Below are 14,686 nucleotides of genomic sequence, written 5' to 3' on the forward strand. Positions count from 1 at the left end.
TTCATGAACCACGGCTTATTAATACGGTTACGGTAAACCTCTCAATTTCTTGGCTGGGTTACCTGCGTAGATACCTTTTTCGGTGATGTCTTTCGTTACCACACTGCCCGCGCCGATTACTGCACCTTCGCAAATGCTGACAGACAGAACCGTAGCGTTAGAACCGATCGTGACGTTGTCAGCTATCAAGGTACGCCCCCAACTTTCAGGATTAGGATCTGGCTTGCCCTCTTTGAATAAGTCGTTGGCAAACATGACTCCGTGACCAACAAAGCAGTCACTTCCAATGGTCACATACTCACAGATAAAGGTGTGAGATTGAATCTTGCTTCTCGCACCTATCACGGTGTTCTTTTGAATCTCAACAAAGGGGCCAACGAACACATCATCTTTAAGCTCACAGCCATAAACGTTACTTGGCTCGATGATAGTGACATTCTCGCCACAGGTAATATCAGTAATCTGTGACTTTAATACTCTTGGACTTGCCATACTTCACTTCCTCTCGACATTAGCGTCACAATTCAACCTAAGAGATTGTGCCGTAGCCATTAAAGTGCAGCAAATAGATATGTTGAGAGTTGGCAATGGATCAGAAATTCTGCATAAATTAAAACAGTCCTACCAGCACAAGTGACAACAGCACCCCACCGATAAAACTTGGGGCGTGGAATGGCTGAGCTTTAGATCTAACGTACTCTTTTTGAAGGTCTTCTTGGTAAGTTTTAACGGCGAGTTCTTTTATGTAGTTATTTTGCATAATAAGCTCCTTCTTAATCAGTAAGAGAAGCTTAAGACTTGAAGTTAGGTTGAGGTAAAGCAAAAAATCAGATTAATTAAACACTTTATTTTTGTTACTCGAGGATTACCCTGAACACATCGTTATTCACGCCGCCAACATCTACTAACTCTCCCGGTTTCATTAGAAGCGAGGTGTTAAGCTGTCGTGTTGAACGTGGCTCTTTTGTTTCTCGAATCACTAACATATCGACAAAATAGCCAGACTCTTTCTTTGATATTGAGCCCGAAAACGTAACGCTTTCAACCCTATCGGCAAGGACTGAATTGAATGTTTTATCCTCTAAAACACCTGCGGCGATGGATGTATCACCATAAAATAGCGTGATGGTTGTTGGGTCGGGTACCAACTCTTGATTGGACGAACACCCTATTAGGGTAAGGCATAGCAGTAAAATGGCTCGAAATTGCATAAACTGGTTTTCTTTATTACGTTAAGCGTCTGTTTTTCATATTAAAACACTTCAACCTTATAAATACCATGTTTACGGGATAAGCTTAGGTGTGTCGCTTAGATGGACTTGAGTAATGAAGTGAACGGATCAGATCTCGGCCTGTTGAGTTTGCTCCCTATTTGGAAGCTAAACCGAGATCTGATCGATATTATCGAGAAGGGTTCAATTGATTTATGCAACAACGTCTTGTGGAGGTGTCCCTTCACAGTTAGAAACGACAGCATCAATTTGTACTAAAGCATTCATTGGGATTTCTGAAACCCCTACTACCGTTCTTGCAGGCAGCTCAGCATTAAAGAATGTGGTGTAGACTTCGTTTACCACATCAATATCTGAAATATCCTTAAGTTGAATATTAATTTTCACCGTATCGTCCATGCTATGGTCAACGCTTTCAATTATCGCCTTAATATTGTTTAAACATTGTTCCGCTTGTTCTTTTACCCCGCCAGCAACGATTTCATTTGTTTTCGGATCTAAAGGTAATTGGGCTGAAATATGATTGTAGTGAGAGAAAGCAACAGTATGCGAATAAGGCATGAATGGTGCAGAAACAGTATTATTGGTTTCAATAACCAGTAAGCGAGTGTCTTCTGGTAATTGCGGCGGTGTACCGTCGCCATGTGAAATGGATGTATCAATTTGAATTAAAGCACCCATTGGTAATTCAGCTGCGTTAACAACAGTACGAGCAGGAACGTAGCTTGGGAAGAATTTAGCACATACTTCATTTACCACTTCCGCATCTGCGATATTTTTTAGGTAGATAGTCGTTTTAACCACATCATTCATGACGTGTCCGATGCTTTCTAAAATAGCTTTAATGTTTGATAGACATTGCGCTGTTTGCGCTTTGATACCACCATCAACCAACTCACCTGTGGCTACATCTATAGGCAACTGAGCTGAAAGATTGTTGTAGTGAGAAAAGGCTGCAGTCTGCGTAGACACAGCACTTTGAGGTGCGTTATCCGTATTTCTTGAGACCTTAATTAGCGCGCAAGGAGCTTGTGGTTTAGTGCCTTCACCGTTAGAAATGAGAGCATCCATTTGAACCAGCGCATCGCTGCTTGGCAGTGCAGTGACACCCACGACAGTGCGTGTTGGAAGGCTGTTGTGGAAGAAGTTTTTGTAAACTTCATCAATAGCATCGATATCAGAAATATTCTTAACGAAAACATTAATCTTCACGACATCATCCATAACATGGTCGATGCTTTCAACAATCGCTTTAATATTATTCAAACATTGTGCTGCTTGATCTTTAATATCACCGATGACTATTTCACCCGTTTTAGGGTCAATCGGAAGTTGAGCAGAAAAGTTATTATAATGAGAAAAAGCGACCGTTTGTGTAGATACAGAATTAATTGGTGCGTTTTCAGTGTTTCTTGAAATTTTAATGATATCGCTACTCATCGGTATTATCCTTTAAATAAAATAGGTATACGTATTTATATTTAACAATCGTATTTGGAAGAATGATTAAAGTAGCGCCATGTTAAGTGAATTATTTTAGGGTAAACGTGATACCCGTCAGACTCTAAGGTGACTATAAATCAGCAAGTTACAGAATAATTAGTCATCACACGACTAAATATCCGTCACATTCGGCTTTATCAACTGCTAAATTCTCTTTAATTTTTAAACTATTCAATAATCCTGAATACTCTCTCAAGTAGTGTGATAAGTAATTTACGAAATTTAGATGCAGTTTGATAGGTTGTTCACACTAAAACTTCGTTAATAGCTAAGTTAGTGAGTTTCTCCCCTATACCTGTGCATAAACTCTTAGGCTATTTAATTAATTATTTTCGAGAGCTTATTTTATATAAGTACGTTAATAATATATTCGAGAATCAAATACCTACAATCTGACAATGCCTATGATTAGATACATTTACTCATATAATTCAACAAATATGAGCAATCGTCACCATAGCTTTTGGCATTATAGCTCTCAACACATAGTTTCGTTGAAAGAAGAACTAAACCGCTCTTGGAGTAGTATTGAAGTGGCGCTTAAATTCGCGGCTAAATTGAGATGGGCTGGAGTAACCGACTCGACGTGCAGCATCACTAATACGAAGGCCTTCTAGTTGAATCAGCTCTTTGGCTTTATTAAGTCTAACCTTTTTCAAGTATTGAAGAGGTGATTCAAAGGTGACATTACGGAATGCATTGTGGAAGGCAGACACGCTCATGTTGGCTTCGTCAGCAAGCGATTGAACGGTGATGGTTTGGTCGTACTCTTCATGCACTTTAGACAGCGCTTTGGCGACACGTGCGTAATGGCCGTCATGATGGGCCAAATCAAACAGCACTCGCCCTTCTGAACCGGTTAAGGCACGGTAGACAATTTCGCTGACCATGGCATCACCCAATATGTTGGCTTCGATGTCGCAATGCAGCATTTTCACCAATCGAGTAAAACTTTCTAGCATTTGCTCTTCCATCGGCGTGGATTCTAAGCCGCTAGAATTCTGTTTGTGCTTATTGCAGTAGCTCTCTAAGAAGCCTTGATCTTCGAGCTTTTTGACTAAGCTATGCAAGCGTTGAGAATCAATGCTAATCGACAAGCCAAGCAATGGTTCACCATTAACAGGCAAGGCTTCGCACTCTAACGGCATTGGCACACCCACCACAAGATAATCACCTGCTGCGTAAGTTACTGGGCGTTCGCCAATATAGATGTTCTTTTTTCCTTGCCCCAGCATTATGATGCCAGATTGGTAAGTAAAAGGCTGACGCTGATTGCCACCGCTGCTTCTATATAACCACACGCCGTCAATTTCTGTTTCTCTGATCCCTTCAAGATCATCCCAACCTTTGTGTTCAACGTAAGACTGCATTAACTGAGCGAGTGTATTCATAACTGGCGATATTCCATTCAAGGTGCGGAGTGTATTTGCACAAAAGCCCAAAAAGAATATCAAGTTTGTAGAAATAGGCAATTTATTTGGAGGAACAGCTCTTCATTGACCTAGATTACTGTACTAATATGCAAATATAGAAATTGAGCAATAAACCAAAATAACAAATTTCGCTTTACACAAGGAATCTCTGATGCAATTTACTTACGTTAACCCTACTGTTATCCATTTCGGCCAAGGCCAAATCAACGCTATCAGCCAAGCGGTTGATACTTCGAAGAAAGTACTGGTCATCTATGGTGGCGGTTCAATCAAGAGCAACGGTGTTTACGACCAAGTTGTAGAAGCTTTAAAAGATCACTCTTGGATTGAGTTCTCTGGCGTTGAAGCAAACCCTACCAAAGAGACGCTAGACAAAGCAGTCGCTCTTGTTAAAGAAGAAAACGCAGAGTTCATTATCGCTGTTGGCGGTGGTTCGGTAATCGACGGTTCTAAATACGTTGCTGCAGCGGCTAAATACGACGGCGACGGTTGGGACATTCTAGCGGGCAAACACCAAGTAACTGAAGCGACGCCAATCGGTGCGGTGCTGACGCTTCCTGCGACAGGTTCTGAATCTAACATGGGCGCGGTAATCACGCGTAAAGCGACTCAAGAGAAGCTTGCTTTCCTTAACCCTGCAGTACAGCCTAAGTTTGCGGTTATGGACCCAGATGTAATGAAGTCTCTACCTGAGCGCCAGCTGATCAACGGATTAGTTGATGCGTGGGTTCACGTATGTGAGCAATACATCACGATGCCAACAGACGCAATGGTTCAAGACGGTTACGCAGAAACACTGCTTAAGAACCTACTTGTACTGGGTAAGCAATACGACGAGCGTGACAACGATGCATGGCGTGCAAACCTAATGTGGACAGCAAACCAAGCGCTTAACGGCCTGATTGGTACAGGTGTTCCTCAAGATTGGGCAACTCACATGATTGGCCACGAATTCACTGCACTATGGCATGTAGATCACGCACGTTCGCTTGCGATTGTTCAACCTTCACTACTTCGTAACCAAATCGAAGCGAAGCGCGGCAAGCTAGAGCAAATGGGTCGTAACGTATTTGGCCTAGAAGCGGGTGCTGATTTAGCAGAACGCACAATCGCTGCAATCGAAGCGTTCTACCACAGCCTAGACGTAGCAACCATGTTCGACGGCTACGAAACAAACAAAGCAACGGCGATTGACAATGTTGTCGCTCAACTTGAATCACACGGTTACCTGCAACTTGGCGAAAACCAAGCAATCACGCCAGAGAAAACGCGTGAGATTTTAGAGTCTGCGATTCACTAAGAATTGCTAAAGTAGAGAGAAAGCAAAGACAATGGTCACACAAAGATGATTTTTTACATCTGACTGAACCCATTACTTATTTCTTTCGTACAAACAAAGCAGCGTTCATTTTGGGCGCTGCTTTTTAATTTGCCCTACAAGATGCTATTAAATTCTCATAAGTCCTTAATTTTATGTGCATTCAGATTTCTATATTGGTAAGGTAAACCTGTCTCTTTACTAGGTATGAACAACGATTTGAACAATCTCAAGGAAATGGTTAAGTTTAAGTCACTTAACAAGTGGTATGGTGATTTTCATGCCCTAAAGGATATCGATTTAAATATTGAACAAGGAGAGATAGTGGTGATTTGCGGGCCATCAGGTTCGGGTAAATCAACCTTAATCCGTTGTATCAATCAGCTAGAACCTTTCGAAAGTGGCGAGCTTTGCGTGTTAGAACAAGTACTTCCGAGTAAATTTAACACACCAGGCCAAGTCGGAATGGTGTTTCAGCATTTTCATTTATTCCCCCATCTTACCGTGCTTGAAAACCTAACTCTGTCGCCGATTCGTACGCTGAAAAAAAGCAAACGAGAAGCCGAGAAGATTGCAATGCACTATCTCGAGCGCGTACACATCGCTGAACAAGCCAACAAATACCCAGTGCAACTTTCTGGCGGTCAACAACAACGTGTAGCTATCGCCCGTTCGCTGTGCATGAAGCCTGAATTACTGCTTTTTGATGAACCGACTTCAGCGCTTGATCCGGAGATGATCAACGAAGTGCTCGACGTGATGGTTGAACTGGCGAGCGAAGGTATCACCATGGTGTGTGTGACCCACGAAATGGGCTTTGCGAAACAAGTGGCCGACCGCGTTATCTTCATGGATGAAGGACAAATTGTGGAATCGAATACGCCACAAGCGCTCTTTGAAAACCCTCAACATGAACGTACTCAAGCGTTCCTAAATCAGATCCTGACTTATTGATGTTGATTCGAATTATTAAACCCGCCCTATCTGCTTTGGTACAGATTGTTGTACTGGTGGCTGCTGTTGTTTGGATTCTCGATTCTGGCGCTCAAACCATGGGATACAGCTGGCAGTGGGAGCGTGTGCCGGACTATATTGCTTTCTATGAAGATGGTGAATGGTGGCCTGCAGAGTTAGTTGAAGGGCTACTGGTTACCATCAATATCTCTCTGATTTCTTTGGTCGCGACACTGATCATCGGCTTAACGACGGCGCTATTGAGAAACTCAAATTCTGTGGTTGCACGCACCTTAGCCACCAGCTATGTTGAGTTGATTCGTAACACGCCGTTATTAGTACAAATTTATTTGCTCTATTTTGTATTTGGCCCCGTATTAGGGCTCGATCGCTTTAGTACTGCCGTTTTAGCCTTGGCACTTTTCCAAGGCGCTTACACCGCCGAGATATTTCGTGCTGGTTTAAATGGTATTGCGAGAGGACAATTTGAAGCAGCTCAATCCTTGGGCTTATCAAAGACCTATACTTACTGGGATGTGATTCTTCCTCAGGTGGTGCAACGCACCTTGCCACCTTTGACCAATGAAGTGATCTCTCTTATTAAAAACTCTTCAATTGTGAGTGTCATGGCTATTTTTGACCTGACGACTGAAGCCAGAAACATTGTTTCTGAAACCGCGATGCCATTCGAGATTTGGTTCTCTGTGGCGATCATTTATCTTGCTCTTACACTTTCACTTTCTGCCGTTGCTGCTTGGCTTGAGCATAAGCTCGGAGCTAACTGGCGAACACAATAAGGATTTATCAGCATGAAGCTATTTAAAACCGCAATTACAGCCCTACTTGCGCTTGCCGTCAGTTTGCCTGCTCTTGCTTCTGAAACGCCTAACCTAGACAAAATCAACGAACGCGGCTCTCTACGCGTTGGTATGTCGACGTTTGTTCCTTGGGCGATGCGTAACAAACAAGGCGATCTTGTTGGCTTTGAAATCGACGTGGCGAAACGCCTTGCCGAAGATTCGGGTTGGAAAGTCGAGTTCGTTCCTACGGCATGGGACGGCATCATCCCTTCTCTACTTTCGAACAAGTTTGATGTAATCATTGGCGGTATGTCTATCACTGAAGCTCGCGCTAAAAGCGTATTGTTCACTGAACCTTACTCGCACTCCGGCGTCCAACTGGCGGCGAATAAAGAGCTAGCAGAAGGTTATACACAAATCTCTGATTTTGATTCTCGCCGTGTAAAAATCGCTGCGCGTCGTGGTGCGTTCACAGTTCAAGTGGCTCGTGAAACCTTCCCTAAAGCGAAAGTTCTACAGTTCGATGACGATGCTCAAGCATTCCAAGAAGTGTTAAACGGCAACGCGCACGCAGTTATCGCGTCTAGCCCGAAACCAGAACATGAAGCGATTAAAAACGCAGACACGCTATTTATTCCATTCGAAGAACGCCTATCAAAAGGTAATGAAGCATTTGCAGTTCGCCTAGGTGAAACTGACAAGACAGAATTCTTCAACGAGTGGATCAAAGCACGTACTGAAGACGGTTGGTTGAAAGAGCGTTACGAGTACTGGTTCTCTACTCTAGATTGGCAAGACCAGATTGCTCAAGGTCAGTAATCAACTGCCAATTAGACGCTAAAGAACCAATCAAGGCAGTACCTTGCTGGTACTGTCTTTTAAGAAACACCCGAGATAGCTATAAACTCATAGCCACTCTCACAGCATATTAATTATCATTGTTTAAACAGGAATGACGTGAGTAGTACTAGCGCATTATCAACGCCCAAGCCCAACCTTCACACGAAGCCTTGGTATCAACGCCTCAATCTATTAGATGGAGTGTTGTTTGCGATCATTTTCGCGTTCGCAGGTTGGCTTTATTATCGTTCCGCTGTTGGTATTAACTACCATTGGCGCTGGGAAGATGCGTTTACCCTGATTTTCATTCCGCCTTCTCAAGGCAATATTCCTTACTTTTTCCAAGGCTTGATCGCGACACTGCGCTTGAGTGTTTGGAGCATGGTTTTAGCACTCTCTTTTGGCACATTACTTGGCGTTGCTAGGCACTCTAAAATTGCTTTCTTTCGTACGCCTGCACTGATTTTTATCCAACTGGTTCGAAATATTCCACCACTGGTTTTTGTCTTCATATTCTATTTCTTCGTTTCTAACCAACTGATTCCATTACTTGGTTTAGAAAGTATCTTACGTGAACACAACGGCGAGATTAACGCTGTTCAAGCCTTTCTGTTTGGTCCTGCTAACCTTTGGGAAAACTTGGCGTCTGGTGTTATCTGTATTGGTTTGCTCTCTTCGGCTTACATCGCAGAAGTGATTCGAGCTGGCTTAGAAAGTATTCCTAAAGGGCAATGGGAAGCGGCCGATTCACTCGGCTTATCGGCGTTGTCTAAGTATCGATTTGTGGTTGGCCCGCAAGTATTAACGGCCATCACACCGCCTTTAGCAGGTCAGGCAATTTCTCTAGTAAAAGATACCTCGATTGTATCCCTGATTTCGATTCAAGAGATGACATTTGTTGGCACTGAAATGGCGAACTCTTCCGGTTTGATCTTCGAGATCTGGCTGATTGTAGGCTTCGTATATTTTGCTTTATGCTTTGTGCTTTCGCGTCTGTTCAAAGTGATTGAGCAACGTTCTAGTGCTTACCTTAACCATCAGTAACGTCATTAATAAGAAGTACCGACTCGCCCAGCTATTCATCACCCTTACCCATTTCACCTGATTGATTTAAGTTATTGATCAGTCAGAATTTATTCCTTCATATTTCTTCTTAGAAACACAGCAAAATGCTCGGCTAATCACTATACTTAACGTATCGAACTACGTTGATTCATCTCAAGGACATCGCTCAACATGGACAATCATAAAGAAAGAGCTTTTTACGCCGTTGTCGGCGCATTAGTTGGAGACGCTGCTTCAATGGGGCTGCACTGGCTATATGACCAAGAGAGGATCTTACACGTAGCAGGTTTTGAGCCAGAATTTCGCTCACCGAATCAGTTCGATTATCAAGACAAGGGCTACTTTGCTCACCAAGGAAAAACCGCAGGTGAACAATCACAGTATGGTGCTCAGCTATTGGCGATGGTCGACAGTTTAGTCGACAACCAACAGTACGATGAAGCGAGCTACATCAAGCACTTCCGATTCTGGTTTGATTTTGGTGGTAGTTGGAAAGGCTACATTGATAAAGCGACTCGTATGAGCTTGTTGAACATCCATCAATTAGAATTGGCAAACGCTCCGATTACAGCGTGTGGTGCGGATGATACACAGCTCCCCACAGTCTCAAAGATCATTCCATTAATCGCATGTACTTATACTTCTCACACCTTACCAGCAATGGTAGAGAGTGCGGTACGAGTGACCAACAACAACGACAAAGCCGTGGAATGGGCACAAGCCATCACCTTATTGGTTCAAGCGGCAATTCAAGGCAACTCTCCACTGCAATCGGTAGAAATGGTGCGACAAACTTGTAGCAAGTTCATACACGATCAAATCGACGAAGCACTGGCTGATCCAGAGCTTTCGATTACAGATGCCGCGAAGAAGTTTGGATTGCATTGTGAACTGAGTGCCGCGTTCCCCTTGCTGATTCGCATTATTGCAGGTGCTCAGAGTTATCAACAAGGCATTCGCGACAACATCTTATGTGGTGGTGACAGCTGCGGTCGTGCGATTGTAATTGGCGCGGTATTAGCGGCGTGTTTCTACGAAGGAGATGGCGAAATTCCAACCGAATGGCTAAAACAAGTCGAACTCAATGGTGGCGTGCTGTCTTTGCCTATTGAGTGATTTCCACAACAACGAACTAGAGCCTGACATAAGACAAGCACACTTCTAGGTCGGATGTCGTTCCTATAAAGTTGGAACACACTGCGATAACTCATTCTTCAGCCAAACAACAAACGGGCTTTCTGGCTCTTCATGGTTGCTATCTTGCGTGAGCAATATGTACTGGTGACCAGAAGGTACGAAGCCAAACGGCGCGATCAAGTTACCTCTTTCAAGATCGTCGGCGACAAGTGGATAAGACCCAAGCGCTATGCCTAACCCATCGACAGCCGCCTGAAAGCAAAAGTAGAAGTGTGCAAATGTTTGGTTCGCTCGAGCTTTTGACCACTCTCCACCATTAACTTTATCTATAGTGATAGCACCCCAATGACTCCAAGCACCTGGCCGTGTACTGCTGTGCAGTAATTTCACATCATCTAAGTTATCTTTTACCTGCTGCCAATAACCCGGGGAACACACAGGGCCTACCCACTCTTCAACTAGTGGTATCTGTTCGTAACGCTCGGTTAATTTAAAGTCATCTCGGCGAATCGCCATATCGAGCCCTGTCGCATTCAAGTTCACAGGCCCACCAGCAGTCGACAATCGAACATCAATTCCGGATTCGTTATAGAAATCACCGAGTCGAGGCATTAACCAACGCATGGTCAATGTGGGTTCGCATGAAACTTCCAACGCTTGATGATTCAGCTGATTAAGCTTATGGACTCCAGTCTCCAAGGCTTGGAACGCTTGCTCTGTGTAACCTTTGAGTAATTCCCCTTCTTTGGTGAGACACACATTCCTGCCCTGTTTGTAGAACAAAACTTGGGATAAGTGATTTTCCAATACCTTGATCTACTTACTCACCGCGCCATGTGTGATATTGAGTTTATCCGCCGCTTCACTGTAACTACTCGAATGCGCTGCTACGTGGAAAATATGAAATGCTTTCAAATGTCTCATGTGTGATTTTTTCTCACAGATAGGTGGAATTCATTTCGATTATAGGCAGCAATAAAAAACCATACAATGCTGGCTCATCAAATATAAAGAGTTGGAGTCATTATGGAGTGGTTAATCCTAGCAGTATTGGGACTATTGATTGTTATCAGCCCAGGCGCTGATTTCGTTTTAGTTTTGAAAAACAGTGTCAACCAAGGAAGACAAGCAGGGATTTGGACTGCAATCGGTGTGAGTTTAGCGATTTGTGCTCACATCAGTTATTCAATGCTTGGGATCAGTTACTTAATCTCACAGAATGAGCAGCTGTTTGACATGATTAGATACGCAGGTGCAACCTACCTTATTTATCTAGGGCTAAAAGGTATCTTGAGTGCGGACAACAAGCTTGCACCGATGGAAGATGCAAAGCAAAGCACCAGTGTTTGGCGCTATTTAGCCCAAGGCTTCTTATGTAACGTGCTCAACCCAAAAACCATGTTGTTCTTTTTGAGCATCTTCAGCCAAGTCATCTCACCTGATGCAGAAAACCAGCATGTCGCGCTCGGCTATGGGCTTTACATGATCGTTCTTCACGGTTTATGGTTTGGCGTTGTCGCTATGCTGTTTACTTCGAATACATTGCAAAAGCATCTATTGAGAGCAAAGAAAAGGCTTAATCAAGCATGTGGATTTGGCTTAGTGACGTTCGGAGCACTGTTGGCGATTAAATCGTAAACAAGCGAGTCACAAATAGAGAGCGATTCAAACGACTGAATCGCATCTAACTGGGTCTTGGTAAAACTCTAAACAAGATTCATCGGTCTAATATCGGCACTATCAGGGAAGATAGCGTTGAGTTGTTTCACTTCTATCGATAAATGTCGGTTGAGCACACCCTTGATAACCGAACGCATATCAGTCGTTGGACTAAGGTCTCGGCCTTCATATAGCTGGCTTTGGCTCAAGCCCGGCCAATTGGTAATAACCTTACCACCCGCTCCTTTCAACGATGGCAGCGCACCACCCGCAACAAACATGACGTTGCCAGTGCCATGGTCGGTGCCTTTGGTGCCGTTTTCTTTTGCTGTTCGACCAAATTCACTGGCTGCAATGATCACTGTCTTCTGCCAACGATCACCTAGTGAAGCTTTGAGAGCCGCTAACCCAACATCCAAAGTTTTAAGCTGATTACTCAACCGTCCATTTACGTTGCCTTGATTGGCGTGAGTGTCCCACCCACCGAGTTCTAACGCTGCGATGTTTGGTCCGTTATCAGCCGACAATATGTCGCCTGTTTTACCCATCAATGATTTAAACTGTTTGCCGACACCTTGGTCGCCTACCAGTTGATCTATCTTCATGACACTTTCAAAGTTTGAAGACAGCATTTGGTCACTTTGAAACAACTCTTCCAGCAGTTCCGTTTGTTTATCACGTGTTTTTAAGCGGTTTGGGTACCAACTTGCAACGGTCGATTCGCCCTGCATGATGAGTGGTAAGCCCGAATCAATCGCTATTCCATCGTATTTTTCTGAGCTCAACGTGAGTAAACGGTTAATCCACCCTACGGTGTTAAACGGGTCGGAAGTGCCATTCTCCAATATCTTCTGTCCATCAAAATGTGAGCGCTCGCGATAAGCGGTTGAACAAGCGTGTACAAAGCTGAGTTCGTTACTCTCATACCATTGATGGCATTGCTTTAGGGACGGATGGAGCCCAAAGAAATCATCCAACTTCACTAGCTGTTCAGGTTTTAATCCGATGTTGGGTCTCAAATTAGAGTAATCCGGATCGGCATGCGGCACTACAACATTTAAACCATCCATCGCGCCACGCAGTGATACCCAAATGAAGATATTGTCTGAACCTGTTTTGGCAAAGCTTGGAAATGGCAGCATCGCACTGACGCCAACAGCCGCCGCAATACCCATGAACTGGCGGCGGTTAATACTATGTGGCGCTTTATTCTGAGAACAATCTGACTTTTTCATACCCACTCCTAACGATATTGAAACTGCGGACTTAGCCACAACAGGGAAAGTTGCATTGCAGCGCTGTCGGCTTTGTTCAATACAATTTGGGTGTGTTCATCAATAGCATCGCCATATAAACCCGCGATCACTTTATCCACTACCGCTTTCGGCTTAACTCCTGACGCTTTAGCCGATTTTATTGCAGCAGACGCAAGCCTATTCGCAACTTGCATACGTTGAGTCAACGCCGAAGGGCTATTGTAGTCTCTGTCTTGATCCGACCAGCCTGCAGGTGAACCCGGTTTAAAAGGAGGCTGCCCTAAATTGTTGAGTGCATTGAATGCCTGTTTCTCGTTTAAAGAAATATCGGCACTACGAAGAACGGCAAACAGCCACTCCTTCGGCGGTCTAAAACGATTAGGGTTAGGTTTACTCGCCTCAGCGCTGTTCAATAACAAGCGATAGATAGGCAGTAAATCTCCCTCGCCTTTCAGATATTCAGCAACCATTTGCTCTGAGAGTTCTTTAGATATGTCGCCAATGAAATGCTGGCAAAGCTTATCAACCAAGTGCGCAGCAGTGTCTTTGTGGGTCGCTAAGGTTTTTAAACACGACTCTCCTTGCGAGACCCCGGATTGAGAATAGGACTTTCCAAGCAGTGTGATACTTCCTGGCTCATGCAGATTATTAGCGAATCGAAAACCAGCATCAGGAGATTTGAATTTAATGCCCCAGCCTGAAATGCCTTTTGCTAAAGCAATAACATCTTGCTGAGTATAAGAACCGTCAACGCCAAGAGTGTGGAGTTCTAAGATCTCACGAGCGAGGTTCTCATTGAGCCCCTTATTACGGCGCTTTCCGACTTTTGAATTGGGACCAATCGAGAGTTGATTGTCGAGATACAGAAGCATCGCAGGATGTTTAGAAGAAGCCATCAGCATCTCGCCAAAGTTACCATTCCAATGCTGGCGAACCACATCGTTTTCAATGCTGGCGGCCAAGGGCATCAGTTTTCGATTATCGACCGAGATGGCGAAGTGATTGCTCCAAAACTGAATGATGCGCTCTTGAAAACCATAAGGAGTTTCAACACTTTGTAGGTGGCGAGCTTGAGCTTGTTGTCGATACTGCGTTCGAAGAAAAGACTGCGCTTCTTTCTTCGTGGCTTGCATCTGTTGTTCGTCACCCTTGGCCTTCATTCGTTGTACACGATTCTCTCCTACTTTAATCAGAGTAGATTCAGTACTCGGTAAGTCTTGTATAGCTTGGTGAACGAATGGCTTTTTATCCAACTGTTCTACAGGAGAATAATAGGTTGTTTGACCTAGTTTTGGCCCAAAGCCAAACCTTTGTTCACCCACGATTTTTGAAGTCGGGTAATAATTCATTGCACACTCCCTTACGCTCGATCTTTTTCTAAGTGTAATCGCTTAGTCATCAAGCATAGGGAGCTTTACAAGGTTTTACGTTAGATAAGTGTCAGGTGCCTATCAAGTTACCGACACGGTGTGATCATTTTGAATGAGTG

At 43.9% G+C, this 14,686-nt stretch carries 14 protein-coding genes and 1 pseudogene; 7 read left to right on the plus strand and 8 right to left on the minus strand.

Annotated features, from left to right (window positions below; translation table 11 throughout):
• Positions 1 to 27: 27 nt before the first annotated feature.
• The 5 genes from BCU07_RS12245 to BCU07_RS12265 all read right to left on the minus strand — a co-directional run bounded on the left by BCU07_RS12245 (position 28) and on the right by BCU07_RS12265 (position 4,126).
• Positions 28 to 492 (minus strand): acyltransferase, encoded by a 465-nt coding sequence (locus BCU07_RS12245; protein ID WP_017062657.1) that lies wholly within the window; start codon positions 490 to 492, stop codon positions 28 to 30.
• A gap of 118 nt (positions 493 to 610) precedes the next feature.
• Positions 611 to 760 (minus strand): hypothetical protein, encoded by a 150-nt coding sequence (locus BCU07_RS12250; RefSeq protein ID WP_198599055.1) that lies wholly within the window; start codon positions 758 to 760, stop codon positions 611 to 613.
• A 94-nt stretch (positions 761 to 854) separates the two neighbouring features.
• Positions 855 to 1,211 carry a hypothetical protein gene (locus BCU07_RS12255; protein WP_102333486.1) on the minus strand — a complete coding sequence of 119 codons (357 nt, stop codon included), beginning with the start codon at positions 1,209 to 1,211 and terminating at the stop codon, positions 855 to 857.
• 213 nt (positions 1,212 to 1,424) lie between these two features.
• On the minus strand, positions 1,425 to 2,672 hold the full coding sequence (locus tag BCU07_RS12260; protein ID WP_017064467.1) for a RidA family protein: 1,248 nt from the start codon (positions 2,670 to 2,672) through the stop codon (positions 1,425 to 1,427).
• Positions 2,673 to 3,241: 569 nt separating this feature from the next.
• Positions 3,242 to 4,126 carry an AraC family transcriptional regulator gene (locus tag BCU07_RS12265; protein ID WP_102428562.1) on the minus strand — a complete coding sequence of 295 codons (885 nt, stop codon included), beginning with the start codon at positions 4,124 to 4,126 and terminating at the stop codon, positions 3,242 to 3,244.
• Positions 4,127 to 4,319: 193 nt separating this feature from the next.
• On the opposite strand from BCU07_RS12265, the gene BCU07_RS12270 reads away from it, so the two are divergent.
• From BCU07_RS12270 to BCU07_RS12295, 6 genes are all read left to right on the plus strand, one after another.
• Positions 4,320 to 5,468, plus strand: a complete 1,149-nt coding sequence (locus BCU07_RS12270; RefSeq protein WP_102333484.1) for an iron-containing alcohol dehydrogenase — start codon at positions 4,320 to 4,322, stop codon at positions 5,466 to 5,468.
• A gap of 225 nt (positions 5,469 to 5,693) precedes the next feature.
• A complete protein-coding gene (locus tag BCU07_RS12275; RefSeq protein ID WP_017078274.1) occupies positions 5,694 to 6,440 on the plus strand; it encodes an amino acid ABC transporter ATP-binding protein in 747 nt (248 codons plus the stop codon).
• Positions 6,440 to 7,237, plus strand: coding sequence for an amino acid ABC transporter permease (locus BCU07_RS12280; protein WP_102428563.1), 798 nt, complete (start codon positions 6,440 to 6,442; stop codon positions 7,235 to 7,237). Before BCU07_RS12275 ends, BCU07_RS12280 begins: the two co-directional genes overlap by 1 nt.
• 12 nt (positions 7,238 to 7,249) lie before the next feature.
• Complete coding sequence (locus tag BCU07_RS12285; protein WP_017062665.1) at positions 7,250 to 8,059, plus strand: transporter substrate-binding domain-containing protein; 810 nt, start codon at positions 7,250 to 7,252, stop codon at positions 8,057 to 8,059.
• Positions 8,060 to 8,197: 138 nt separating this feature from the next.
• Positions 8,198 to 9,124, plus strand: coding sequence for an amino acid ABC transporter permease (locus BCU07_RS12290; RefSeq protein WP_102428564.1), 927 nt, complete (start codon positions 8,198 to 8,200; stop codon positions 9,122 to 9,124).
• Positions 9,125 to 9,316: 192 nt separating this feature from the next.
• The gene (locus BCU07_RS12295; RefSeq protein WP_102428565.1) at positions 9,317 to 10,261 is read left to right on the plus strand and encodes an ADP-ribosylglycohydrolase family protein; all 945 of its coding nucleotides are present in this window, start codon (positions 9,317 to 9,319) and stop codon (positions 10,259 to 10,261) included.
• A 63-nt stretch (positions 10,262 to 10,324) separates the two neighbouring features.
• Here BCU07_RS12295 and BCU07_RS12300 read toward each other — a convergent pair.
• A pseudogene (locus BCU07_RS12300) lies at positions 10,325 to 11,206 on the minus strand (LysR family transcriptional regulator).
• A gap of 102 nt (positions 11,207 to 11,308) precedes the next feature.
• On the opposite strand from BCU07_RS12300, the gene BCU07_RS12305 reads away from it, so the two are divergent.
• A complete protein-coding gene (locus BCU07_RS12305) occupies positions 11,309 to 11,920 on the plus strand; it encodes a LysE family translocator (RefSeq protein ID WP_102428566.1) in 612 nt (203 codons plus the stop codon).
• 68 nt (positions 11,921 to 11,988) lie between these two features.
• Here the strand turns inward: BCU07_RS12305 and BCU07_RS12310 are convergent, their stop codons facing one another.
• Together BCU07_RS12310 and BCU07_RS12315 are read right to left on the minus strand one after the other, a co-directional pair.
• Complete coding sequence (locus BCU07_RS12310; RefSeq protein WP_102333476.1) at positions 11,989 to 13,176, minus strand: DUF1501 domain-containing protein; 1,188 nt, start codon at positions 13,174 to 13,176, stop codon at positions 11,989 to 11,991.
• 8 nt (positions 13,177 to 13,184) lie between these two features.
• Entirely contained in the window at positions 13,185 to 14,546 is a 1,362-nt protein-coding gene (locus BCU07_RS12315) for a DUF1800 domain-containing protein (protein WP_017081500.1), read from the minus strand.
• Between the last annotated feature and the right edge of the window lie 140 nt (positions 14,547 to 14,686).

It is taken from the genome of Vibrio sp. 10N.261.54.E10 (assembly GCF_002877735.2).
Taxonomy (GTDB): Bacteria; Pseudomonadota; Gammaproteobacteria; order Enterobacterales; family Vibrionaceae; genus Vibrio; species Vibrio crassostreae_C.